Annotated in this window: 24 protein-coding genes; 11 read left to right on the forward strand and 13 right to left on the reverse strand. The window is 70.0% G+C overall.

Going from position 1 to position 24,469, the window contains the following annotated elements; all coding sequences use genetic code 11:
- Positions 1-28 precede the first annotated feature (28 nt).
- From H4Q84_RS21700 to H4Q84_RS21715, 4 genes are all read right to left on the reverse strand, one after another.
- Positions 29-1,327, reverse strand: a complete 1,299-nt coding sequence (locus tag H4Q84_RS21700; RefSeq protein ID WP_248581140.1) for an HNH endonuclease signature motif containing protein — start codon at positions 1,325-1,327, stop codon at positions 29-31.
- Positions 1,328-1,469: 142 nt separating this feature from the next.
- Positions 1,470-2,261 (reverse strand): septum formation family protein, encoded by a 792-nt coding sequence (locus H4Q84_RS21705; protein ID WP_248581141.1) that lies wholly within the window; start codon positions 2,259-2,261, stop codon positions 1,470-1,472.
- Positions 2,254-2,748, reverse strand: coding sequence for a flavodoxin family protein (locus H4Q84_RS21710; protein WP_248581142.1), 495 nt, complete (start codon positions 2,746-2,748; stop codon positions 2,254-2,256). The genes H4Q84_RS21705 and H4Q84_RS21710 overlap by 8 nt, the downstream gene beginning before the upstream one ends.
- A gap of 10 nt (positions 2,749-2,758) precedes the next feature.
- Positions 2,759-3,184 (reverse strand): GNAT family N-acetyltransferase, encoded by a 426-nt coding sequence (locus tag H4Q84_RS21715; protein WP_248581143.1) that lies wholly within the window; start codon positions 3,182-3,184, stop codon positions 2,759-2,761.
- A gap of 185 nt (positions 3,185-3,369) precedes the next feature.
- Between H4Q84_RS21715 and leuA the strand changes: the two genes are divergently transcribed.
- Complete coding sequence (leuA, locus tag H4Q84_RS21720; RefSeq protein WP_248581144.1) at positions 3,370-5,103, forward strand: 2-isopropylmalate synthase; 1,734 nt, start codon at positions 3,370-3,372, stop codon at positions 5,101-5,103.
- 11 nt (positions 5,104-5,114) lie between these two features.
- On the opposite strand, the gene H4Q84_RS21725 is transcribed toward leuA, so the two are convergent.
- On the reverse strand, positions 5,115-7,925 hold the full coding sequence (locus tag H4Q84_RS21725) for an ATP-binding protein (protein WP_248581145.1): 2,811 nt from the start codon (positions 7,923-7,925) through the stop codon (positions 5,115-5,117).
- An 80-nt stretch (positions 7,926-8,005) separates the two neighbouring features.
- Here H4Q84_RS21725 and H4Q84_RS21730 point away from each other — a divergent pair, with 80 nt between their 5' ends.
- Positions 8,006-8,866 (forward strand): alpha/beta fold hydrolase, encoded by an 861-nt coding sequence (locus H4Q84_RS21730; RefSeq protein ID WP_248581146.1) that lies wholly within the window; start codon positions 8,006-8,008, stop codon positions 8,864-8,866.
- 12 nt (positions 8,867-8,878) lie between these two features.
- On the opposite strand, the gene H4Q84_RS21735 is transcribed toward H4Q84_RS21730, so the two are convergent.
- Positions 8,879-10,168 (reverse strand): serine/threonine-protein kinase, encoded by a 1,290-nt coding sequence (locus H4Q84_RS21735; protein ID WP_248581147.1) that lies wholly within the window; start codon positions 10,166-10,168, stop codon positions 8,879-8,881.
- Positions 10,169-10,242: 74 nt separating this feature from the next.
- Between H4Q84_RS21735 and recO the strand changes: the two genes are divergently transcribed.
- On the forward strand, positions 10,243-10,971 hold the full coding sequence (recO, locus tag H4Q84_RS21740) for a DNA repair protein RecO (protein WP_248581148.1): 729 nt from the start codon (positions 10,243-10,245) through the stop codon (positions 10,969-10,971).
- An 8-nt stretch (positions 10,972-10,979) separates the two neighbouring features.
- On the opposite strand, the gene H4Q84_RS21745 is transcribed toward recO, so the two are convergent.
- From H4Q84_RS21745 to H4Q84_RS21765, 5 genes are read right to left on the reverse strand one after another with little or no spacing between them, the layout of a single operon-like run.
- Positions 10,980-11,756, reverse strand: a complete 777-nt coding sequence (locus H4Q84_RS21745) for an isoprenyl transferase (protein ID WP_248581149.1) — start codon at positions 11,754-11,756, stop codon at positions 10,980-10,982.
- A gap of 16 nt (positions 11,757-11,772) precedes the next feature.
- A complete protein-coding gene (locus H4Q84_RS21750) occupies positions 11,773-12,174 on the reverse strand; it encodes a Fur family transcriptional regulator (protein ID WP_248581150.1) in 402 nt (133 codons plus the stop codon).
- Positions 12,161-13,156, reverse strand: a complete 996-nt coding sequence (locus H4Q84_RS21755; protein WP_349238386.1) for a metal ABC transporter permease — start codon at positions 13,154-13,156, stop codon at positions 12,161-12,163. Before H4Q84_RS21755 ends, H4Q84_RS21750 begins: the two co-directional genes overlap by 14 nt.
- A complete protein-coding gene (locus H4Q84_RS21760; protein ID WP_248581151.1) occupies positions 13,153-13,947 on the reverse strand; it encodes an ABC transporter ATP-binding protein in 795 nt (264 codons plus the stop codon). Before H4Q84_RS21760 ends, H4Q84_RS21755 begins: the two co-directional genes overlap by 4 nt.
- Positions 13,941-14,858: a metal ABC transporter substrate-binding protein gene (locus H4Q84_RS21765; protein ID WP_248581152.1), complete on the reverse strand. Its 918-nt coding sequence runs from the start codon at positions 14,856-14,858 to the stop codon at positions 13,941-13,943. Before H4Q84_RS21765 ends, H4Q84_RS21760 begins: the two co-directional genes overlap by 7 nt.
- 60 nt (positions 14,859-14,918) lie before the next feature.
- Between H4Q84_RS21765 and H4Q84_RS21770 the strand changes: the two genes are divergently transcribed.
- From H4Q84_RS21770 to H4Q84_RS21790, 5 genes are all read left to right on the forward strand, one after another.
- The gene (locus H4Q84_RS21770; RefSeq protein WP_248581153.1) at positions 14,919-15,239 is read left to right on the forward strand and encodes an antibiotic biosynthesis monooxygenase family protein; all 321 of its coding nucleotides are present in this window, start codon (positions 14,919-14,921) and stop codon (positions 15,237-15,239) included.
- A 49-nt stretch (positions 15,240-15,288) separates the two neighbouring features.
- Entirely contained in the window at positions 15,289-16,701 is a 1,413-nt protein-coding gene (locus tag H4Q84_RS21775; RefSeq protein WP_248581154.1) for a glycine--tRNA ligase, read from the forward strand.
- A 26-nt stretch (positions 16,702-16,727) separates the two neighbouring features.
- On the forward strand, positions 16,728-17,327 hold the full coding sequence (locus tag H4Q84_RS21780; protein WP_248581155.1) for a hypothetical protein: 600 nt from the start codon (positions 16,728-16,730) through the stop codon (positions 17,325-17,327).
- Between the two features lie 131 nt (positions 17,328-17,458).
- On the forward strand, positions 17,459-18,595 hold the full coding sequence (dusB, locus tag H4Q84_RS21785) for a tRNA dihydrouridine synthase DusB (protein WP_248581156.1): 1,137 nt from the start codon (positions 17,459-17,461) through the stop codon (positions 18,593-18,595).
- A gap of 276 nt (positions 18,596-18,871) precedes the next feature.
- Positions 18,872-19,666, forward strand: coding sequence for a hypothetical protein (locus H4Q84_RS21790; RefSeq protein WP_248581157.1), 795 nt, complete (start codon positions 18,872-18,874; stop codon positions 19,664-19,666).
- A 127-nt stretch (positions 19,667-19,793) separates the two neighbouring features.
- Here H4Q84_RS21790 and H4Q84_RS21795 read toward each other — a convergent pair whose 3' ends face one another.
- Entirely contained in the window at positions 19,794-20,000 is a 207-nt protein-coding gene (locus tag H4Q84_RS21795) for a hypothetical protein (protein ID WP_248581158.1), read from the reverse strand.
- A gap of 296 nt (positions 20,001-20,296) precedes the next feature.
- Here H4Q84_RS21795 and H4Q84_RS21800 point away from each other — a divergent pair, with 296 nt between their 5' ends.
- Positions 20,297-21,580: a deoxyguanosinetriphosphate triphosphohydrolase gene (locus H4Q84_RS21800; protein WP_248581159.1), complete on the forward strand. Its 1,284-nt coding sequence runs from the start codon at positions 20,297-20,299 to the stop codon at positions 21,578-21,580.
- 1 nt (position 21,581) lies between these two features.
- On the opposite strand, the gene H4Q84_RS21805 is transcribed toward H4Q84_RS21800, so the two are convergent.
- Positions 21,582-21,893, reverse strand: a complete 312-nt coding sequence (locus H4Q84_RS21805) for a hypothetical protein (protein ID WP_248581160.1) — start codon at positions 21,891-21,893, stop codon at positions 21,582-21,584.
- A 137-nt stretch (positions 21,894-22,030) separates the two neighbouring features.
- On the opposite strand from H4Q84_RS21805, the gene dnaG reads away from it, so the two are divergent.
- A complete protein-coding gene (gene dnaG / locus H4Q84_RS21810; protein WP_248581161.1) occupies positions 22,031-23,941 on the forward strand; it encodes a DNA primase in 1,911 nt (636 codons plus the stop codon).
- Complete coding sequence (locus H4Q84_RS21815) at positions 23,938-24,432, forward strand: hypothetical protein (protein WP_248581162.1); 495 nt, start codon at positions 23,938-23,940, stop codon at positions 24,430-24,432. The genes dnaG and H4Q84_RS21815 overlap by 4 nt, the downstream gene beginning before the upstream one ends.
- Positions 24,433-24,469 lie beyond the last annotated feature (37 nt).

The raw sequence follows: 24,469 nt of genomic DNA on the forward strand, positions 1-24,469 counted from the left end.
CTTCTCGGCGGGGTGTGGGGCGAGAAGGTCAACCCGGCTCGGTGCCGCGCGGGTCGCGGACGAACGTGCGGCCGTGCGGGCTGGTCCAGGTGTACGTCGCCGGGCCGGTGCGTTCGTAACGCCATGCACTATGGGTCTTGAGACGGTGATGTCGTCGACACAACGCGGCGAGGTTGGCCGTGGACGTGGGTCCGCCCGACTCTCGCGGGACGATGTGGTCGAGATCGCAGGCTCTGGCTGGTCCGCTGCACCAAGGGAAGACGCAGGTCTGGTCACGGAGGATCACCTGCTCGCGAAGCCTGGGTGGGGGTTGATAGCCGTCGCACACGATCGGCTCGTTCAGGTCGAGGACCGGCTGCCAGGCCACCTGAGTCATGCTCTGGCCGCACCACCGGTGGACCTGGTCGAGGGTGACGAGCCGGTGCCCGTTCTCGAGGATGGCGACTGGGTCGCCGTCGGTCAGGTGGACGTGGAGGACCACCTGCCGAGCCGCCGGCGCCTCATCGCTGGTTGAGGAAGGCACCCTGGCGCCTGTCTCAGAACCTGCGGCCACAGCGAGGTCGAGCGAGAGTTGGGTCCGGGCCATCTCCCCGACCGCGGACGCCCGCCGAGCATCGAGCGACTCCTCCGACCCGAGCGCCTTCAAGGTGTCAGCGCCGTGGGTGACGGCGACGTTGAAGTCGAGGGCGTCGGCCAGGTCGAGCTCGGCAACCACGCGCATGGTGCCGGCGAAGGAGACCTGCTCGTCCTCGATCGTGACGTGCCGGCCGTCTGCCGCCAGTCGGGCGGCTTCGGTGGCACGGGCCGGTTCGAACCGGGCGATCGCGGCATCGACGAGCCGGTCCACGGCACTGACCGAGATGCGGTGCGCGAACGGGGCGAGCTGGGCCTCGACGTACGCGACCGCTTCACGAGTCAAGGCGGCATGGATGGTGGTCTCCGCGATCCGCCGGGCCCGCCACGCCGGGAGGTCGCCGGCCTGGACCAGTCGCCACAACCTTGGTAGCCGGTGCCGTAGCTCGAGGGCCTGCCCGATCAGGTGCTTCGCCGACACCGTGGAGATGCCGAGCACCGCACCAAACTCGGCGATGCAGAACTCCGCGACCAGCGGCGCACCCGAGCCAGCCACAGGTTCCTCGTGCTCCGAGCCACCCGGCATGAGGAACGCGGCGGCAGCATCGATCGACTCGGCCGGGTGCAGGTCGGCCCACGCGCACGCCGCGACCAACAGCTCGGACCCCGCACAATCGGCCTCCGCACGACGTGCACGCGCGAACGCCAGCACCGCGGACGCGGTGTCGGGAAGCTCGCTCGTCGTGATCGCCATACGAGAAGCCAATCAGGGACCACCGACATCTAAGGTCCCGATCAAGCCTGAAATCCCAGAGTGTGGGCAACTCTTCGAAGCTACTACTCGTCCGGCTGACGTCTTGTTTCGAGGCTCGTCGTTGGCGCTGCTCACGCCTCGTCTACTCCGGCACCCAGCAGATGCCGTACCGCTGACCGGCCTTCCACTGACTGTGGCTCGGCCGCTCCTCGCTCCACGTGAAGTCGAGCGCGTCGTCGGCACCCGAGCGAGCGCGTGAGCGGCAGGTCTCCCGCATCGCGTCGGCCACCTTCTCCACCGACGGGTACGACGACCCGGCCAGGTCGACGGTCGCCAGCGCCCGCCAGGCGTGCCGGCCGGAGCACGGGACCCGGCGGGAGTCCTTGCGACCCGGCTCGGCTGTCGTGCACAGTGCGAACTCACCCAGGGTGCCCTCGAGCTCGCCGGGCAGCTGCATCAGCCGGTTGGACCCGGCGGTCGCGATCACGTCGCAGCGGAACCACCGCCCGCCGGCCGCGCCCTCCTCCAGCGTCGGCGTGAACCACACCGTCGCCAGCAGCGAGAGCCGCAGCGCTTCGCGGTCGGCACCGACGAATCGGCCCAGGCGAGACCGGCAACCTTCGCGGGCCTGTCGTTGCGCGCGGGCGGAGTCGACCTCGACGCCCCGGTCGAGGCGGCCGACCTTGAAGGTCTGCGAGGTGTGCCTGCGACGACACTTCACCGTCTTGTCGTCGGCGATCGGGGCCAGCGCCTCGTCGAAGCTCAGCCGGTAGCACTTGCCGTTCTGCGGCGGCTTCGGTGCGGGAGGCGAGGATGCGACGGCCGACGCGGACGGCGTACTCGAGCCGGCAGTCGGGGTCGCCGGGTCGCCGCCACTGCACCCGGAGACCAACAGCAGGCCGGCCAGCAAGATGCCGATGAGTGCCTCACGCATGCGCCGACTCCAGCAACGCGGCCAGCGTGCCGCCGAGCTCGTAGGCAGCGGCGACCTGCTCGTCGCCCACGTCACCGAGCACGTCGAGCACGGGCGCCGACTGGGTCCATGGCAGCGCCTGCACGATCGACTGCACCGACCGCACCGCGCCCGTCGTGTCGTAGCGACCGTGCACCCACAAGCCGTACGGCTTCCTGCCGCCACCGGCCGCGGACGCAGACCCGTCGTCGCTCAGCGCGCCCCCGGCCTCGAGGAAGATCGTGTCGAAGAAGTGCTTGAGGGCGCCGGACATGTACCCGAAGTTCGCGGTCGTGCCGAGCAGATACCCGTCCGCATCCAGGACGTCGTCTGCCCGCGCCTCGAGCGCCTCGCGCACGACCACCTCGACACCCTCGATCGCGTCGTCGTGGGCACCAGCGATCGCGGCATCGGCCAGCGCCCGCACTGTCGGCGTGGGGGAGTGGTGGACGATCAGCAGCCGGGGCATGCGGGCAAATCTAGAGGGCTTTGCGGAAGTGCACGTCCGCTTCGCCCTCGACCGGCAGCCCTTCGGAGCGCGCGAACTCGACGTACCCGTGCCGTTCGTAGAACCCCGGCGCCTGGAACGTGAAGGACGACACCAGCACCTGCGTGCATCTGCGCTCCCGGGCAGCCGACTCGAAGGCCGCCATCAGTCGGCCACCAAGCCCCGTGCCACGTGCATCGTCGCGCACCCACACCATGCCGATGCCGGCGCAGGTGCCCCAGGTCCAACCGCTGGCGCCGCCCACCAGTCCGGCGGCGTCGCGCACCGAGACCGTCAGCTCGAGCTGCGGGGTGATGCCCACCGTCGCGGAGACGTTGAAGGCGTCGAGTCCGTCGGAGAGCTGCTGGTCGAGGTCGGCGTCGGCCGCGCCGACGAGGATGTCGAGGTCATGATCCACGCCGGCACGATCCCACACTGCGGCCCACGGGCGGACAAGCGAGGAAGCCTGGGCTACCGTGGATGTACTCATGACGCGTGCACTGCTTCTCCTTCGCCGCCGCAACGAGGCCTGACGCCGGGCCCCCTCGTTGCGGAGAGCGTGGCGTGCACCGGCCCCGACCACCCATCGCAGCCGAGGAAGTCATGACCAACCTGAGCAACAACGCCAACTCGCAAGGCCAGTCCGGCATGCCGTTCGGTCGGTACGTCGCGTTCGAGCCCGTCGACGTACCCGATCGCACCTGGCCCACCAAGAAGATCACGCACGCGCCGAGGTGGCTCTCCACCGACCTGCGCGACGGCAACCAGGCCCTCATCGACCCGATGACGCCGGCCCGCAAGCTGAAGATGTTCGACCTGCTCGTCCAGCTGGGCTACAAGGAGATCGAGGTCGGGTTCCCGAGCGCGAGCCAGGCCGACTTCGACTTCGTGCGCAAGCTCGTCGACGAGGACCGCATCCCCGACGACGTACAGATCTCGGTGCTCACCCAGGCCCGTGAGGATCTCATCGAGCGCACCATCACCTCGCTGGTCGGCGCCGACCGCGCGACCGTGCACCTCTACAACGCGACGGCGCCGCTCTTCCAGCGCGTCGTCTTCGGCGTCACGCCCGACGAGTGCCGCAACATCGCGACCCGCGGCACCGAGATCGTCATGAAGTACGCCGAGGAGCTGCTGGGCGACCTCGTCGGCGGCGAGAGCTTCGGCTACCAGTACAGCCCCGAGATCTTCACCCAGACCGGCACGGACTTCGCGCTCGACGTATGCGAGGCGGTGTCCGACGTGTGGCAGCCCGAGACCGGGAGGGAGATCATCCTCAATCTGCCGGCGACCGTCGAGATGTCGACGCCCAACACCTACGCCGACCAGATCGAGTACTTCGTCCGCGGCCTGACCCGGCGCGAGCACTCCGCGGTCTCGCTGCACCCGCACAACGACCGCGGCACAGCCGTCGCCGCCACCGAGCTCGCGCTGATGGCCGGCGCCGACCGCGTCGAGGGCTGCCTGTTCGGCCACGGCGAGCGCACCGGCAACGTCTGCCTGGTCACCCTCGCCATGAACCTCTTCAGCCAGGGCATCGACCCGCAGGTCGACTTCGGTGACATCGACGAGGTACGCCGCACGGTGGAGTACTGCACCAACCTGCCCGTCCACCCGCGGCACCCCTACGCCGGCGACCTCGTATACACCGCGTTCTCCGGGTCGCACCAGGACGCGATCAAGAAGGGCCTCGAGGACCTCGAAAAGCAGGCGGCCGAGAAGGGCGTCGACGTCCACGACCTGCCCTGGGAGGCGCCGTACCTGCCGATCGACCCGAAGGACGTCGGCCGCACCTACGAGGCCGTGATCCGCGTCAACAGCCAGTCGGGCAAGGGCGGAGTCGCCTACCTGCTCAAGTCGGAGCACAAGCTCGACCTGCCGCGGCGCGCGCAGATCGAGTTCAGCCGCGTCGTCCAGAGCCGCACCGACGCCGACGGGGGCGAGGTCACGCCCGAGGAGATCTGGCAGGTCTTCTCCGACGAGTACCTCACCCGTACCACGCCCCTGTCTCTCGACTCCGTGCACACCTCGTCGGCGGCGGGGGAGAAGGACCAGCTCACCGTCGGCGTCCACGTCGACGGCGTGCTCACCACACTCAGCGGCACCGGCAACGGCCCCATCGCGGCCTTTGTCAGCGCGCTCAACGAGCTCCCGCAGGACTACGACGTCCGGGTGCTCGACTACCATGAGCACGCGTTGTCGTCCGGTGGCGACGCCATCGCCGCGGCGTACGTCGAGTGCGCCGTGGGTGATCAGGTGCTATGGGGGGTCGGGCTCGACGCCAACATCGTGACCGCCAGCCTCAAGGCCGTGATCAGCGCGATCAACCGCGCCTGAGCGAGGCGAGGTCAGAACGCCGACGTCAGCCGGCGGGTGCGCTCGCGATAGAGCGGCAGCGTCACCGAGACGGTGGTGCCCTCCAGGTGCTCCGACTCGATGCTGACGGTGCCGCCGTGGGCGGCGACGATCGCCTGCACGATGGCGAGTCCGAGGCCGGTGCCCTGGATGTGGCGCGCCTGGGAGGTCGAGCTGCGCCAGAACTTGTCGAACAACCCGTGCTGCTCGTGCTTGGGGATGCCCAGGCCGGTGTCGCGCACGGTGATGACGGCTTCGTTCATGCGGGTGTCGAGGCGGACCCCGACCGACCCGCCGTCCTCGGTGAACTTCACGGCGTTGCTGAGCAGGTTGGTGACCACGCGTTCGAGGTGCGGAGCATCACCTAGTACGACGACCGGCCAGGCGGGGTTCTTGAACGTGACCTCGAGCTGGCGCTCCTTCAGCATCGGGCCGATGGCGGCTTCTGCGCCACGCACGGCCTTGACGAGGTCGACCTGCCCGCGTTCCCAGGTGAGGCTGCCGGAGGCGAGTCCGTTGAGGGTGAGCAGGTTGTTGGCGAGGGTGATGAGGCGCTCGCCGTTGCGGTTGATCGCATCGAGGGCGGGCATCTGCGGGTCACCTACCTCGCCGAAGCCACCGTCGATGAGCATCTCGGTGTAGCCGACGATGCTCGTCACCGGCGTCCGGAGCTCGTGGCTCACCGTCGACACGAACTCGTCCTTTGCGGCGTCGAGGTCGCGCAACCGGTCGACGACCAGTCGCTCCTTCTCGAGCGCGGTGACCAGCAGCTCCTCGCTACGTCGTACGTCGGTCACGTCGCTGGCCACGCACAGGTAGCCGACCTGGTGGCCGTGGCTGTCCTCGACCACGCTCAGCGTCATCGAGACCAGCGTGGTGGAGGCGTCTCCGCGCACCCAGCGCCAGTCGTCGGAGATCGGACGGCCGTTGGCCAGACTCTTGGCGAGGGCCTCGAAGCTCGGCGGCGACATGTGCTCGGTGGTCCACTCCTTGAACTCCTCGGCGTCGAGGATGTCGGTGAAGTCCATACCGAGCGCGGTGTAGCTGTCGTAGCCGAGAATCTGCTCCGCGCCGGCGTTGAAGACAGTGATCCGGCCCCTGTTGTCGAGGCCGATCAGCGCGGTGCTGAGCGCAGCGGCCAGCATATGCCGCATCAGGCCCGACGCGTTGCGCTCTGCGGTGACGTCGAGTCCGGTGATGACGGCGTACGCCGCGTCACCGCCTTCGTCGCGCACGATGTCCCGGCTCCACAGGATGCGCAGGAGATCGCCGTCCACGGTGCGCACACCCGACTCGGCGGCGCCGATGATCGCGTTGCCCGACGGGTCGTCGTACATCGCGCGGACGGCGTCGCGAGAGTCGGGCGAGGTGAGCGTGTCCCAGACCGGGCGGCCGACGAGCTGCTTCTGGTTGAAGCCGGTGATGCGGGTGGTTGCGCGGTTGACGCGCAGCACGGTGCCGGCCATGTCGGCGACCATGATGAGGCAGGGCGTCGTGTCGAGGGTGATGTCGGTGAGGGCGCGCTGGGCACGGAGGCCGGCGGTCGCCTCGCGTTCGGTGGTGACGTCGAGGAGCTGGGCGCTGAACATCGGCTCGTCGTAGGTGCCGGCGAGCCGGGCGATGGACACCGCGATGCGGCTGCCCGGGCGGGAGACGAGGGTGCCCTCGTCGCGCCAGCCGTCGAGGTTGCCGTGCAGCATCGACTCGGTGACCTCGGCCATCGGGGTGTCGGTCGAGACGACGGCTTCGAGGGGCAGGCCCAGCAGGTGGTCGACGCGCCGTCCCAGCAGGGTCGCGGAGGTGGTGTTGGCGTCGAAGATCTCGAGCCGGCCCTCGCCCACGCGCAGCACGAGGATCGACAGGAGCGACTCGGCGAAGTTCTGCCGGAAGAGCTCACTGCTGGCCCGGACCCGCTCGAGCAGCCGGCGGCCCTGTTCGACGTTGACGGCGAGCGGCACGCAGATCAGCACCATGCAGACCAGGAACGTCTGCACGAGCGACGTGGCCGCCAGCAGGCTGAGGTTGTCGCTGGCGAACCCGACCGCGAACGGTCCGTGACCGAGCGCGGTCGAACCCGTGGCCGCGAGGGCGATGAAGGCGAGCTGCCACGCGACGACGCGGAGGCCGAACTTGAACGCCGCCCAGACCAGGAACGGCAGCGGTGCGAACGTCATGGCGAGCACTTCGGTGAACCAGAACGTCGCCAGGGCCGTCACGGCGAGCACCGCCGACTGCAGGATCAGCTCGAGGGGCCGGATGGGCATCAGCGAACGTCGCCAGCTCAGGGCGACCGGGGCGATGACCAGCATCGCCGCTGCATGCGACGGTGGGATCGTGACGACGACGTCGCGGAAGGTGCCGGTGCCGACGAAGAGGGGGATCGCGACGGCGCCGACCAGGCCACCCATGACGGCGGAGACGCCAGCGGCGATGACGAGGCGCAGGAAGTCGCGCTGGGTGGCCATGCTGGCCAGCCCGCTCGGCCGGTGGCGCATCACCACCGCGAACGCCGCACCCTCGCCCGCCACGATGAGGCTGAGGATCAGGGCGAGGTCCCACGGCCGTCCGTAGATCATGTTCGCGGCTCCGTTGGCTACGACCACGGCGGGCAGCACCCACCACCACCACGAGCGCCTGGTCAGCGTCGCGAGCATCGCCGTGACGCCGACGGCGGGCCACCAGGTGACGACGTCGGTCGGACCGGGCGCCGCGATGCCCAGTGTGACGCAGGCCGTGCCAAAGATCACGACGACCAGTGCCGCCACAGCGCGCCGGTCGCCCAGTTCCCGGACCCTGGTGGACATGACCCCGAGTGTTTCAGGATGTGGTCCGATCCGTGGCCATTCGGGCCAAGGAAAATGGCCGGTCGACTAGATTCGTGAGCATGTTGGTGTCCGAGAGGATCGGCCAGTTCTTCCTGCCCACGGGTGACCGACTCGAATACACGGAGTACGGCGGTGGCGACCACTGGGTCGTCCTGATCCATGGCCAGCTGATGCCACGCCGCATGCATCAGCCGGTGGCCCGCGCGCTCGCCGGCAACGGCCTGCACGTCGTCACGCTCGACCTGCTGGGTCACGGGCGTTCCGACCGACCGGCCGACCCGCTCGTCTACTCGACGACGGCGTTCGGGGAGCAGGTCATCGCGCTGCTCGACCACCTCGGAGCCGAGCAGGCCGTCGTGGGCGGACTCTCGCTCGGCGCCAACGTCGGCCTCGAGGTCGCCGTGCTGGCGCCCGACCGGGTACGCGGCCTGCTCTGCGAGATGCCGGTGCTCGACAACGCGGTCGAGGCCGGGATCATCGCGTTCGCGCCGCTGATGCTTGCCGCCCGCTTCCTGCCGTTCACGGTCAACGGCCTGCGTCGACTCACCAGACCCATCCCGCGCGGCCTCGTGCCTTTCTGGGTCGGGATCGGGCTCGACACCTGCAACCAGCGGGCCGACGCGATGGCCGCGGTCGTCCACGGGTTGTTCTTCGGCCGGGTCGCTCCGTCGTCGGCACAGCGGCGCCGGATCCTGGCCCCGGCGCTGGTCGTCGGACACCCCATCGACCCCATCCACCCCGCGGCCGACGCGGCCATGCTGGCCGAGGAGATGCCGAACGGCCGGTTCGTGAAGGCCCGTAGCATCCTCGAGTGGCGGATGACACCCGAGCGGCTCGACGCCGAGGCGGTCGCCTTCGCACTGGAGTGCTGGGACGTCGGCGGTGCGCGCGGCCGGGGGAGCCGGCGTACCCACGGTTGAGCAGCCGAACAGTCAGCCGGTCGGTGTCGAGCGACCGTCGGGGTCCTGCTCGACGTGCCCGACGAGCCCTTCGATGACCATCGTCGTGTTCGTTCGCTTGCGGACCAGCACGTAGCCCTGGCCGATGAAGACCACGCGGAACTGTCCGTCACCGAGGTCCTCGACCCGGGTCTCGGCCTCGACGTTGACCCAGTCCGACGTTTCTGCCCAGCTGAACTCGCCCTCGGGCGGATTGGTGCAGTCCCAGCCCTCCGCTATGTCGAGCATGGAGCCAGCGGTGTCGCAGTCCCGCTCCTGCAGTGCCGTGAGGAACCGCTTGGCCGCGACCTCGTAGCCGTTGACGGCGCCCTCACCGCCACTCCCGAAGGGTCTGACGACCAGCACCACGAGAACTGCCATAGCCAGGAGGACCACGGCGGATGCGACCCAGGTCGGGATCCGTGGCCGCGAGCGCGCGACCGCGGGTCTCGGCGCGGGCCGCGGCGGTGGCACCGCTGGCGTCTCGCCACGTGCTGCCGCGTCGAGCGCGCCCGCGAGTGTCATCACGTCCGGCCAGCGGTGCTCGCGGTCGGGCTCCAGGGCGGTCTGGATCACCCGGTCGACGGCCGCGGGCACCCCGCTCACGAGCTCCCCGAGCGGCGGCAGCGTCCCGTCCGCGCCACGACGAGGCGGTACGCCGGCGGCGAGCGCCCACGCCACCGCGCCCAGGCCGTAGACGTCGGCCCGGCCATCGAGGGGGGCCGACGGGTCGCCCTGCTCCGGAGCGCCGTACGACGGGGTCCCGACGTGCAGCGTCGCACCCGAGTCGGTCGTCAGGCTCTTGGCGACGCCGAGGTCGGCGACCAGCACCCGCCGACCGCCGTCCGGCCGGGAGACGAACAGCAGGTTGGCCGGCTTCACGTCGCGGTGCACGATGCCCTGGGCGTGCAGGTCACCGAGCCCACGCGCGGCCTGCGAGATGATGTCGACCAGCTCGGTCGGCGAGGGCCGCTTCCCCCCGGCGAGCAGGTCGGCCGCCGAGCCGAGGTCGGCGTACGTCATCACGAAGTAGGGGATGTCGTCGGCGGTGACGCCGACGTCGTGGACGTTCACGACGTGGTCCGAGCTGGCCCGCCGCAGCAGCCGTGACTCCTCGATGAAGCGGTCGCGGATGCCGGGGTCCTGGGCCCAGTTGTCGGCGAGCGCCTTGACCGCGACCGGGGAGTCGAGCTCGTCGTCGTGGTAGAGCCACACCGAGGCGAAACCGCCGGCGCCGAGGCGCCTGATCCTGCGGAGGCGACCGAGACTCTCTGGAAAGGACACGCCGCGAGCCTTCCACGCGCGACATCGCCTCACACCTGCGGCCGTGCATGCCCGCGATGAGGGAGACTGGACAGGTGCCCCTCTACCGCGACGAGGCGATCGTGCTGCGCACCCACAAGCTGGGCGAGGCCGACCGCATCATCACCCTGCTGACTCGTCAGCACGGGCGCGTGCGCGCGGTCGCGAACGGCGTACGACGCACCACCTCGCGGTGGGGTTCGCGGCTCGAGCCGTTCACACACGTCGACCTGCAGCTGGCCGAGGGCCGCTCGCTCGACATCATCACCCAGGCCGAGACCATCGACCCGTTCCACGGTCGGCTCGGCCTCGACTACGAGCGCTACACCGCCGGCACCGTGATGCTCGAGACCGCCGAACGCCTGGTGGTCGAGGACAAGGAGCCTGCGGTCCAGCAGTTCCTGCTGCTCGTCGGCGGCCTGCGCGCGATGGCGGCGGGGGAGCAGCGGGCCGGGCAGGTCCTCGACTCCTACCTGCTGCGGTCGCTGTCGGTCGCCGGCTACGCCCCGTCGTTCGACCACTGCGTGCGTTGCGCCGAGGTCGGCCCGCACCGCTACTTCAGCCCCTCGTCCGGTGGCGTGCTCTGCTCACGCTGCCGGGTGCCCGGCTCCGCCACGCCCGCTCCCGAGACCCTGCTCCTGATGAGTGCCCTGCTCACCGGCGACTGGCCGGCCGTCGCCACCGCCGAGCCTCGCCACCTCAAGGAGTCCAGCGGCCTCGTCGCCGCCTACCTCGCCTGGCACCTCGAGCGCGGCCTGCGCTCCCTCGAGTACGTCGAGCGCTGAGGCACGCCTCAGGCCGAGCCGTACCTCCGGTCGCGCCGGGCGTACTCGTCGATCGCGGCCCACAGGTGCGTGCGGTCGACGTCGGGCCACAGCACGTCGGAGAACACGAACTCGCTGTACGCCGACTGCCAGAGCATGTAGTTCGACAGCCGCTGTTCGCCCGACGTACGCCACACCAGGTCGGCGTCGCTCCACTCGGGCACGTACATGTGCTGCGCGAAGACCTTCTCGTTCACCTTCTCCGCGTCGAGCCGCCCGGCGGCCACCTCCCGGGCGATCGACCGCGCCGCGTCGGCGACCTCGGCCCGGCCGCCGTAGTTGACGCACATGGTGAGCGTGAGCACGTCATTGCTGCGGGTCAGCTCCTCGGCGACCTGCAGCTCCTTGATCACCGACTTCCACAGCCGGGGTGCCCGACCGGCCCAGCGCACCCGCACGCCGAGCTCGTGCATCTCGTCGCGGCGGCGCCGGATCACGTCGCGGTTGAAGCCCATCAGGAACTTCACCTCGTCGGGTGACCGCGACCAGTTCTCGGTCGAGAAGGCGTAGGCAGAGATGGCCTTCACGCCTATCTCGATCGCGCCCTCGACCACGTCGAACAGCGAGCTCTCGCCCGCCTCGTGGCCCCTGGTGCGGGGGAGACCCCGCTCCTTGGCCCACCGACCGTTGCCGTCCATCACGACGGCCACGTGCCTCGGCACCAGCGCCGGGGGGATCGCCGGTGGACGGGCACCGGACGGATGCGGGGTGGGTCGTCGTACGTCGCGGCTCACATCTCTCGGCACGCGCGACAGCCTAGGACTACCGACGACAGGCCGGGCAGGTGCCGAAGATCTCCAGCGTGTGGCTGATGTCGGCGTAGCCGTGCTCGTCGGCGATGGCGCGGGTCCAGCGCTCGACTGCCGGCCCCTCGACCTCCACGGTGGCGCCGCACGCCCGGCAGACGAGGTGATGGTGGTGAGTGTCGGAGCAGCTTCGATAGATCGCCTCGCCGTCCTCGCTCCTCAGCACGTCGACGTCACCGGCGTCGGCCAGCGCGGCGAGCGTGCGGTAGACCGTCGCCAACCCGACCTTCTCGCCGGCGCTCGTGAGCAGCTCGTGGATCTCCTGCGCGGAGCGGAAGTCGGCGAAGCTGTCGAGTACGGCGATCACGGCTCGCCGCTGCCGGGTCGGCCGCAGAGGCCCCGGGTCAGTGCTCGTCATAGTGCTTCCCGTGGGCGGCGTGCCGGTGTCCGTCGTGCACGTAGTCGATGTGGTCTCCGTGCGGCACAGCCGGGTGGCCGCACTCCTTGCCGTGCAGGTGCTCATGGTCGGTCGTCAGGTGCTCCGGAGGTACGTCGCCCGCAAAGGGCGCCTCCCGTCGTCGGCGTTGCCGGATCAGCACGCCCGCCGGCCAGGCCAGCACGAACCCCAGCAGCGCCACCAGCACGATGGTCGGCCCGGGCGCGACATCCGCTCCGTAAGGGGCGAACGTCGAGACCAGCAGTCCGCCGAGCGACGCGAGCACGCCCAGCCCCATCGCCAGCCACAGCGTCGACCGGAACGAGCGGGTCACCTGCTGGGCGGTCGCGACCGGCACGACCATCAACGCCGAGACGAGCAGCAGCCCTACGGTGCGCATCGCCACGGTCACCGACACGGCGGCCACGACAGCCACGAGCACGTTGTAGAAACGGGTGCTCAGCCCCGCAACCCGCGCGAACTCCTCGTCCAGCGCGACGGCGAAGAGCTGCGGCGCCAGCCCGACGCACAGGGTGATCACCACAGCAGCGAGCGCCATCGTGACGACCACGTCGCCGGCGGTGATGCTGGTGATCGAGCCGAAGAGGTACTGCTGGAGCCGTAGCGTGCTCTGGCCGCCGAGTCCGGTGATCAGCACACCGCCCGCCAGGCCGCCGTAGAACAGCAGCGCGAGCGCGACGTCACCGTTGGCGTGGCCGCGCTCGCGGATCACCTCGATCAGGATCGCGCCGAGCACCGCGACCACGACGGCGGTCCAGGTGGGGGAGGTGCCGGTGACGAGGCCGACGGCGACGCCGGTGACGGCGACGTGGCCGATGCCGTCACCCATGAGCGCGAGCCGGCGCTGCACGAGGTAGGTGCCGACGGCCGGCGCGGCGAGTCCGGTGAAGATCGCGGCGATCAGCGCGCGCTGCATGAACGGCAGCGAGAGCAGGTCGATCACAGCCGGCCTCCTTCGAAGGGCCCCGACACGTGCGGCGCGTGGTCGTGATGGTGGGGTACGGCGTGATGGTGGCTGTGGGACTCCCCGAACGCCGCGTCGTGCACCTCATGGTCGCCCAGCGGGGCGCCGTCGTAGGCCTTGCGGCCGTCGCGCATCACGACGGCCCGGTCGATCAGGGGCGCCATCGGACCGAGCTCGTGGGCGACGAGCACGATCGTCGCGCCCCGCTCCGAGAGCACCCGGAGCGTGTCGGCCAGCACCTGCTGGTTGGGCAGGTCTACGCCGGCGGTCGGCTCGTCGAGGAAGAACAGGTCGGGAGCGCCGGCGAGCGCCCGCGCGATCAGGGCCCGTTGCTGCTGTCCGCCGGACAGGGTCGAGACACCTCTCCGGGCTAGGTCGGCGAGGCCGACGACATCGAGCGCCTCGTCGATCGCGCGGCGGTCGGCGCGGGATAGCGGTCGCATCAGCCGACGGTGCGTCAGCCGGCCGGCCGCCACCACCTCCCACACGGACGCAGGCACGCCGGTCGCGGCGCCGGTGCGCTGCGGCACGAAGCCGACGCGCTGCCAGTCGGTGAACCTCGCCATCGGCGTGCCGAACAGTGACAGCGACCCCGACGTCAGCTCGCGCAACCCGGTGAGGGCTCGCACCAGCGTCGACTTGCCCGACCCGTTGGCGCCCATCAGCGCCACGAACTCACCGGTGCGCACGCTCAGGTCGATGCCGCGCAGGATCGGGCGACCGTCGATGGCGACACCGCCGTCAGTGAGCTCGATGGGATCGGTCAGCATCCGTTGGCCTTCTGCAGGGCGGCCAGGTTGGCGCGCATGATGGTCAGGTAGTCGTCATCGTCGTCCTCGGACGCGAGCCCTTCGAGCGGGTCGAGCGCATTGGTGACGATGCCGAGGTCCTTCGCCAGGCTGACCGAGGCCGCCGACGACGCGAGCGTCTCCGAGAACACCGTGGTGATGCCCTCGTCGGTGATCAACTGCTGCAGCCGCTGTACGTCGCCCGGTGTCGGCTCGGCGCCGGGTGTGAGGCCCGTGATGGGTTCGAGGTGCAGCCCGTACTTCCGCAGGTAGCCGAACGCGTCGTGCGAGACCACCACGGTGTCGCGCTCGCACGAAGCCAGGCCGGCGGTGTAGTCGCGGTCCAGGGTCTCCAGGTCGTGGCGCAATGCCGTCGCGTTCGCGTCGTACGTCGCCGCGCCGGCCGGGTCGACCTCGCCCAGGTCGCGGGCGATCGCGTCTCCCACGGCGGCCAGCCGCAACGGGTCCTGCCAGAAGTGCGGGTCGACGCCCCCGTGCTCGTGGTCGTCGTGTCCCTCTTCCTCGTGGTCGTGCTCCTCGAACGGCAGCAGGTCGGCCACCCCGGTCACGTCGAGCACCCGGCCCCCGGCGTTGACCTCGACCGAGTCGTCGACCTGCGGTTGGAAGCCCTTCTCGACGATCACCAGGTCGGCCGCGGTCAGCAGGGCGGTCTGCCGGACCGACAACGCGAGGTCGTGCGGCTCCTGGCCGGGTCTGGTGAGGTTGTCGACGGTGATCCCGCCCCCGCCCACGCGCGCCGCGGCGTACTCCAGTGGGTAGAACGCCGCGGCGACCTGCACTCCCTCGGTGTCGCTGGCGGAGAAGGCAGCACACGAAGAGAGCAGGACGCCACCGGCAAGGACCGTGGCGAGCGTGAGGGAGCGGGACTTCATGAGAATGATTCTCAAACAGTTGAGAATCATTGTCAACTGGACTTGGGCCATACTGGCGCCGTGCTGGTCGTGAACAGGTTCCGTGTGCCCGAGTCGGACCGTGAGACGTTCCGCGTCGACCTCGAGCAGGCCCGCGCCGCGCTGGCCGAGCGACCCGGCTACCTTCACGGCGTCGTCGGCCGCAACGTCGACGACCCCGAGCTGTGGGTGCTGACCACCCAGTGGGAGCACGTCGGCGCCTACCGCCGCGCGCTCTCGGCGTACGACGTCAAGCTGCACGCCGTACCCCTGCTGAGCCGCGCCATCGACGAGCCCAGTGCCTTCGAGGTCGTCGAGCCTGGAGGCGACCTCAATATCCACTCGGCACGCTCGTTAGGCTGACCGTTCCCGGACCGGCAGCCAGCCGGCCTGTTTCGAAAGTGAGCCACCGGTGGCCAAGGCGCCCGCAACGACCCTCGATCACGTCGTCTCCCTCTGCAAGCGCAGGGGCTTCGTCTACCCGTGCGGCGAGATCTACGGCGGCACCCGCTCCGCGTGGGACTACGGCCCGCTGGGTGTCGAGCTCAAGGAGAACATCAAGCGCCAGTGGTGGAAGTCGATGGTCACCGCCCGCGAGGACGTCGTCGGCCTCGACTCCAGCGTCATCCTGCCGACACGCACCTGGGAGGCCAGTGGCCACCTGAAGACCTTCAACGACCCGCTGACCGAGTGCCAGTCGTGCCACAAGCGCTTCCGCGAGGACCACCTCCAGGAGGACTACGCGGCCAAGCAAGAGGCCAAGGGCAACCCGGTCTCCCCGGATGATGTCGACATCAACGAGACCGTCCCGTGCCCCAACTGCGGCACCCGCGGCGCATGGACGCCACCCCGCAACTTCAACATGATGCTCAAGACCTACCTCGGCGTCATCGAGGACGAGTCGGGCCTGCACTACCTGCGCCCCGAGACCGCGCAGGGCATCTTCCTCAACTTCGCCAACGTCGTGACCAGCAGCCGCAAGAAGCCGCCGTTCGGCATCGCCCAGATGGGCAAGAGCTTCCGCAACGAGATCACGCCGGGCAACTTCATCTTCCGCACCCGCGAGTTCGAGCAGATGGAGATGGAGTTCTTCGTCAAGCCCGGCGAGGACGAGGAGCTGCACCAGTACTGGATCGACGAGCGCACCAAGTGGTACGTCGACCTCGGCATCAACCCCGACGACCTGCGCCACTTCGAGCACCCGAAGGAGAAGCTCAGCCACTACGCCAAGCGCACCGTCGACATCGAGTTCCGCTTCGGCTTCTCAGGGCGTGACTTCGAGGAGCTCGAGGGCATCGCCAACCGCACCGACTTCGACCTGAAGCAGCACAGCGAGTTCTCCGGCCAGGACCTGCAGTACTTCGACCAGGCCAGCGGCGATCGCTACTTCCCGTACGTCATCGAGCCCGCAGCCGGTCTGACCCGCTCGCTGATGGCCTTCCTCATCAGTGCCTACCAGGAGGACGAGGCGCCCAACACCAAGGGCGGTGTCGACAAGCGCACCGTGCTGCGCCTCGACCCGCGCCTGGCGCCGGTGAAGGTCGCCGTGCTGCCGCTGAGCCGCAACGCCGACCTCAGCCCCAAGGCCAAGGCGCTGGCCGCCGAGCTGCGGCAGAACTGGAACATCGAGTTCGACGACTCCGGCGCCATCGGCCGCCGCTACCGCCGCCAGGACGAGATCGGCACGCCGTACTGCGTGACCGTCGACTTCGACACCCTCGACGACAACGCCGTCACGGTGCGCGAGCGCGACTCCATGCGGCAGGAGCGGATCAGCCTCGAAGGCATCTCCACCTATTTCGCGGAGCGTTTCCTCGGCTGCTGACAGCCGGGTGGCTGCACAATGACCGCATGACGGTCCGCACGCTCGCCCTCGCCCTGGTGGTCACGTTCGCGCTGACGGCCTGCTCGGGCGGGGGCGACGAGTCGATAGAGCCCGGCTCGCCGTCGGTCGCCGGTACGCCGACCAGCACGCCCGAGCCCGCCACGACTACGGCGACGACGACTGCCCCGGGCACCACGCTGGCGCTGGGGGAGTCCGGCACCGTTGCCTGGCAGGTCGATGCCGAGACGACCGGCACCGTCGACCTGGTCGTCTCGCAGGTCCAGCGCAAGGGGCGGAAGGTGCTGGCCGGCTGGGTGCCCGAGGACCAGATCGCCGATGCCATGCCCTACTTCGTGCGCGCGAGCGTCACCAACGCCGGCGAGACCGAGCTCGGCGGTGCCGCCCTGCCGCTCTACCTCAGGGACGTGAGCGGGGTGCTGACCCCGGCAGCAACGTTCGGCAGCGACTTCACGCGCTGCCCTTCGACGCCACTGCCGGAGTCGTTCGCTCCCGGTGAGTCGGCAGACATCTGCCTCGTCTACACCCTCGCGCCGAAGGTCGCGCCCGACGCGATGACATTCCAGCCGACGAGCACCGAGCTCGGGGTGGCCTGGCGGGTGGGGTGAGCCGGGCTGCCGAACAGTCGGCAGGTTTCCGGCCGAAATTCATGTGGACTGTTCGGTAGCGGGCCACGTCTGGTCGACAACACCATCGCTCGATTTCCGGACCTCCGGGCCTGGCGCCGACAATGGATCCCATGACCCTCTCCGCAGGCCTGACTCTTGGCCCGCTGACCGTGCCCGTCCCGGTGGTGCTCGCGCCGATGGCCGGCATCACCAACGCGGCGTACCGGCGCGTCTGCGCGGAGCAGGGCGCGGGCCTCTACGTGTGCGAGATGATCACCTCGCGAGGCCTGGTTGAGCGTGATGAGACGACCTTGAAGATGCTCGTCTTCGACGAGCTCGAGACCACGCGGTCGGTGCAGCTCTACGGCACCGACCCCGTCTACATCGGCAAGGCCGCCGAGATCCTCTGCGCCGAGTTCGGGGTCGACCACATCGACCTGAACTTCGGCTGCCCGGTGCCCAAGGTCACCCGCAAGGGCGGCGGAGGTGCGCTGCCGTGGAAGCGCGGCCTGCTCGCCGAGATCCTGACCTCCGCGGTGGCCGCCGCGACGCCGTACGACGTGCCCGTCACGATGAAGACCCGGAAGGGCCTCGACGACGACCACCTCACCTACCTCGACGCCGGGCGGATCGCCCAGGAGACCGGCGTGACCGCGATCGCCCTGCACGGGCGCACCGTCCAGCAGGCCTACTCCGGTGAAGCCGACTGGGACGCCATCGCCCGGCTCGTGGAGCACGTCGACATCCCGGTGCTCGGCAACGGCGACATCTGGGAGGCGGCGGACGCGCTGCGCATGGTCGAGCAGACCGGTGTCGCCGGTGTGGTCGTCGGGCGCGGCTGCCTGGGGCGGCCGTGGCTGTTCCGCGACCTCGCGGCAGCGTTCCGCGGCGAGACCGTGGCGACGCTGCCCGACCTCGGTGAGGTGCGCGCGATGATGCGCCGGCACGCCGAGCTGCTCAGCGAGCACATGGGGGAGGAGCGGGGCTGCAAGGAGTTCCGCAAGCACGTGTCGTGGTACCTCAAGGGCTTCGCCGCCGGCGGTCCGCTGCGGCACTCGCTGGCCCTGGTCGACTCGCTCGCAGCCCTCGACGAGCTGCTCGCCGAGCTCGACGGCGACGAGCCGTTCCCGGTGTCTGCGCTCGGCCTGCCGCGGGGCCGGCAGGGCGCTCCGCGCAAGCGCGTCGTCGTACCGGAGGGGTGGCTCGACGACACCGACGGCAGCGGCGCGCACGTCCCGGAGGACACCTCGGAGACGACCGGGGGATAACGGTCCGGTCACGCCATTATCACGAACGGGTGACGGAAGACACCCCCAGTTCGGGTCGCAGAAATGCAGACACCCGCAGGGGTGTGTGTTTGACTCTTCAATCGCGGCCTTCCGCTCGCCTTCATTCGCATCGTGGAGGGTCGCGTTCCCCCGAGTCAGCAACAGCAAAGGATCAGCGCTGTGGCACAACATCGCCACAAGCGGGAAGCCAATGCACGACGCGTTCCCCGCATCCCCCGTCTCTCGCAATTTCCCCGTATCCCCAGGTCAGCCCTCGTGGCCGCGCCGATCGCCGTCGTGGCGACCGCTTCCGCAGTGACCTTCGGCGTCGTCGCCGCCCAGCCGGACGCGGGCCGAGACCTGATGGCGTCGTCCGGTTTCCAGGCGTCCGTCGGTGGCTCCGGCGCCCGTGGCCCCGTCGTCACCCGTGGCTCGTCCCGGATGGCCAAGGCCGAGAAGCAGATCGACGCCGCTCGCCAGGAGATCAAGGCCACCAACGTCGCGGTCCGCAACGCCGACACCAAGCTGTGGACCACCGAGGAGCTCAACCTCTGGAGCGGTCCCGGCCGGGACGACGTCCGGCTCGGTGTGGTCAAGCCCAGCAAGCAGGTGCTCGTCACGGGGCGCGAGCAGGGCGAGCGCGAGGAGATCGTCGTCGACGGCGACGCCCTCTGGGTCTCGAGCGGCTACCTCGACGACGAGGAGCCCGTTGCGGGCATCGGCGGCAGCTGCACCAACGGCACCAGCGTCCCGAGCGGCGTCTCGCCCAACATCGCCAAGGTCCACGCCGCCGTCTGCGCGGCCTTCCCGCAGATCACCACCTACGGCACGTTCCGTGGCGACGGCGAGCACGCTCAGGGCCGAGCAGTCGACATCATGGTCAGCGGCGCCACCGGCTGGGACGTCGCGAACTTCGTGCGGGCCCACTACGCAGAACTCGGCGTCGAGTACCTCATCCACGCCCAGAAGATCTGGTCCGTCGAGCGCGGCGGCGAGGGCTGGCGCGGGATGTCCGACCGGGGGTCGATCACGGCCAACCACTACGACCACGTGCACGTCACGACCTACTGATCCAGCGCCGTCCCGCGACCCCGTCCCCGGGCACCCGCTACCTCGGCGCCGATGACACGGCATCAGGAATCACGGATCGACGCCCGCTACGACGACGCACCGGGGCCGCAGTCGCGCGCGGTCCTTATCAATGACGAGGAATTCGCTGCTGCAGTCTCGACGAGAACGTCGTGACCCATGCGGCTGCGAACACGAACGTCGCAATGAGAGCGACGAGGACAAGCTTCTCGACGCCGCCGGTCTCCCGGGATCCGATTGCGATGACGAGCGAGACAGTCAGCATCGCGAGCACCAGAATCAGCAACACTCTGACCAAGCGGATCAACATGACCATCTCGTGAGAGTACGCCGGGCGGAGTCGCCTGGCCAGAAGCTCAGCGACACGGCATCCGCAACTCAAGCAAGAGTGGCGCTCCTCGAACTCTTCCGCCTCAACGACCTCACGAGATGCAACAAGGAGGTCCCTTCGATCGCTGGCACCTCTCGCGCCCGTCACCGGAGGGGCTGGAACGACCCGGCTGCAGGTGAGCACCTGTCCGGCATGGCGCTCGTCAGTTCGAACACCCGACTCCGCCGGTATCCAGCGCCGTCGCGCAACCCCGTCCCCGGCACGCGCTAGCCTCGGCGCCGATGACACAGCATCAGGAATCACGGATCGACGCCCGCTACGACGACGCCGCCCGTGAGCGCATCGTCGTCGAGCCGCCCAAGCGCGTCGACGCGCCGGCGCGGCAGCCGTTCGAGCGCGACCGGGCCCGCGTCGTACACGCTGCGGCGAGCCGTCGGCTGGCCGCCAAGACCCAGGTGGTCGGCCCGCAGACCGACGACTTCGTGCGCAATCGGCTCACCCACAGCCTCGAGGTCGCTCAGGTCGCCCGCGACCTCGCCCGGGCGCTGGGTTGCGACCCCGACCTGGCCGAGACCGCCGCGCTGGCGCACGATCTCGGCCACCCGCCCTTCGGCCACAACGGCGAGCGCGCGCTGGCCGAGCACGCTGTCGGGTGCGGGGGCTTCGAGGGCAACGCGCAAACCCTGCGCCTGCTGACCCGGCTCGAGGCCAAGACGTTCGACGCCGACGGTCACAGCGTCGGTCTCAACCTCACCCGGGCAACGCTCGACGCCTGCACCAAGTACCCCTGGGGTCGCGAGCTCGCCGAGGATCCGCACGGCGTGCACGGTGACGGGTCGCCGCGGCTGGTCGTGAAGTTCGGCGTCTACGACGACGACCGGCCGGTCTTCGACTGGGTCCGCCGTGACATCGAAGGCAGGCAGAAGTGCCTCGAGGCACAGGTGATGGACCTCGCCGACGATGTCGCCTACTCCGTGCACGATGTCGAGGACGGCATCGTCGCTGGCAAGATCGACCTCACCGCGCTCGACCGGCCGGCGCTGTGGGAGCGGGTGCGTGGGTGGTACCTCCCGCACTCCACCGACGATGAGCTCGACGACGTACTCGACGGCATGCGGCTCCAGGCCAGCTGGCCCACCACGCCGTACGACGGCAGCCGGCGCGCGATGGCCGCACTCAAGAACCTCACCAGTGACCTGATCGGGCGGTTCTGCGGCGCCGTGCAGGAGGCGACGTTCGCGGCCGGCGACGGCCCGTTCGTGCGGTACGACGCCCGGCTGGAGGTGCCCGCGCGCACGCGCCTGGAGATCGGGGTGCTCAAGGGCGTCGCCGCCCACTACGTCATGAGCACCGACGACCGGGTGGCGCTGATGGTGCGCCAGCGCGAGCTGCTGGCCGAACTCGTCGAGGCCTTCCTCCGTTGTGGCCCCGACGAGCTCGACCGCCCGTTCGCCGACGACTGGCGCGCCGCCGCCGACGATGCCGCGAGGCGCCGCGTGGTCATCGACCAGGTCGCCTCACTCGGCGACGCGAGCGCGGTCGCGCGTCACCGAGCCTTGACCTGACTCAGGGCAGGTCGCCCTGCGGGTACGGGTTGTCCTGGCGCGCGGTGCTGTCGGGGTTGAGCTGGTCGACCGGGGCGCTGCCCGACGGCTTCACCTTCTCGGCCGCGGCGGAGGCGGCACCCTTCACCTTCTCGGTCATGACCGGCGCCTTCTCGCGCGCCACATCGGCCGCCTGGTGCGCCTTCTCCTGCACAGTCGGGTTGTCCTTCACCTTGCGCGCGGCGCCACGGATCTGGTCGTAGCGCTCGCGGCCGGCCTTGGTCCCGAGCACGTACCCGATTCCTCCGGCGATCAACAGCATGAGCTTCTTCATGTGATCCCTCCCATCGTGATCGTGCGTGATCGTCCACACTGCCTCATGGGAGAGCGTCGCGGAACACACATAGGGGTGAATCGGTTGCCTGTGGAGCGGCCGACCGCGGTGCCCGGCGCGGCCGTAGACTCCGCGACGTGGCAGGCCGGATCAGAGACGACGACATCGCCGAGGTGCGCGACAAGGCACGCATCGACGAGATCGTCTCCTCCTACGTCACGCTTCGCAAGGCCGGCGGCGGCTCGCTCAAGGGCCTGTGCCCCTTCCACGACGAGAAGTCCCCGTCGTTCCACGTCACGCCTGCCCGCCAGTTCTGGCACTGCTTCGGCTGCGGCGAGGGCGGCGACGTCATCAGCTTCCTGATGAAGATCGACGGCGTCACGTTCGTCGAGGCCGTCGAGCGACTCGGCGAGAAGTACGGCGTCCAACTGCGGCGCGAGGACGGCGACTCGCCCTCCGAGCGACCGCGCGGCCCGCAGCGCAGCCGGCTGATCGAGGCCCACCGCGTCGCGCAGGAGTTCTACCGCGACCAGCTGGCGACCCCCGACGCGATCGTCGCCCGCCAGTTCCTCAGCGAACGCGGCTTCGACCAGGCGGCCGCCGAGACCTTCGGCATCGGGTTCGCGCCGCGCGAAGGGGAGGCGCTCCACCGCCACCTGCGTCAGCGCAACTTCACCGACGAGGAGACCGTCGCGGCCGGCCTCGTCGCGCAGGGCCGGTCGGCGTACGACCGTTTCCGCGGCCGGCTGCTCTGGCCGATCCGCGAGTCCAACGGCGACACCATCGGCTTCGGCGCGCGACGCATCTTCGACGACGACCGGATCGACGCCAAGTACCTCAACACCTCCGAGACCGCGATCTACAAGAAGAGCCACGTGCTCTACGGCCTCGACCTCGCGCGCCGCGAGATTGCGCGGTCGTCGCAGGCCGTGGTGGTCGAGGGCTACACCGACGTGATGGCCTGCCACCTCGCCGGCGTCGGCACGGCGGTGGCCACGTGCGGCACGGCGTTCGGCGACGACCACGCGCGGGTGCTGCGGCGCTTCCTGCACGACCACGAGGAGTTCCGCGGCGAGGTGATCTTCACGTTCGACGGCGACGCGGCCGGGCAGAAGGCGGCGCTCCGCGCGTTCGGCGGCGACCAGAACTTCGTGTCCCAGACCTACGTCGCGGTCGAGCCCTCGGGCATGGACCCGTGCGACCTGCGCATCAAGGAGGGCGATGCCGCGGTGCGCGAGCTGGTCGCCAAGCGCCAGCCGCTCTACCGCTTCGTCCTCGGCAACGTGGCCAGCCGCTACGACCTCGACCGCGCCGACGGCCGCATCGACGCGCTCCGCGAGGCCGCACGCCTGGTGTCGAGCATCCGCGACAAGTCCAAGGTCGACGCCTTCGCCCGTGAGATCGCCGTCATGCTCGGCGTCGACGTCGACGAGGCCCGCACCGAGGTGCGCCGCGCCGCCAACCGCCCCGCGCAGCGGCCGACCGAGCGGTCGGGCGGTCGCACCGACGTACGCCGCGGGCAGGAGCCCGAAGCCGCCCCCGAGCAGCCTCGCCGGCAGCTGCCCGACCTCCGCGACCCGCGATTCTCGATCGAGCGCGAGACGTTGAAGCTGGTGATCCAGCATCCGTCCTCCGTCGGTCGCAGCGCCGCAAACGTGGGTCCCAACGACTTCACCCACCCGACCTACCGCGCGGTCTGGGAGGCCGTGGCAGCCAACGGTGGCCCGACCGTCGGTGCCTCCGACCCGGGCTGGGCGTCGAAGGTGCGATCGGCCGCGGTCGACCCGGCTGTGTCGTCGGCGATCAGCGAGCTGGGCGTCGAGCCGGTGCGTCTCAGCGGCGACCCAGCCGCGTCGTACGTCGACGCCCACGTCTACCGGCTCCAGGAGCTCACCGCCCTGCGTCGCATCTCCGACCTCAAGTCGCGGTTGCAGCGCACCAACCCGGTCGAGCACGCCGTCGACTACAACAAGATGTTCGGCGAGCTGGTCGCGCTCGAGCAGCACCGCCGCAGCCTGCGCGACCTGGCGACGGGAGCCCAGGCATGAAGCGGCTCTTCCGTGACGCACCCCCCACCGGGGTCGCGGTCGAGAAGGGGGAGAAGGTGCTCGCCTGGTGCCACGCCACCGACGGCTTCGTCATCGCCGGCACCCGCGACGCCATCTATCTGCCCGATGCTCGCGTGCCGTGGGAACAGGTCGAGGCGGCCGACTGGGACCGTGACACCTCGGTCCTGCGCGTCTCCGAGGTCGGTGCCTGGGGCCAGCAGCGCCCCGAGCACACCTTCACCCTCGACGACCCGCGCCGCCTGCTCCAGCTGGTCCGTGAGCGCGTGACGGCGAGCGTCGTCTACCAGCGCCACGTCCCGGTCACCGGCCGCAAGGGCCTGCGCGTCATCGCCCGCCGCGCCCCGAGCGGCCGCGAACCCATCGCCTGGATCTACGAGTACGACGACACGATCGACCCCGACGACCCCGCCGTACGCGACCTGGCCGGCCGGGCTCTCGCCGCCGCCCGCGACGAGGTCGGCCTCGCCTGACCCGCACGGCCCGGCCAATTTCACCGACCCCAGACCC

It is taken from the genome of Nocardioides sp. InS609-2 (assembly GCF_023208195.1).
Lineage (GTDB): Bacteria > Actinomycetota > Actinomycetes > Propionibacteriales > Nocardioidaceae > Nocardioides.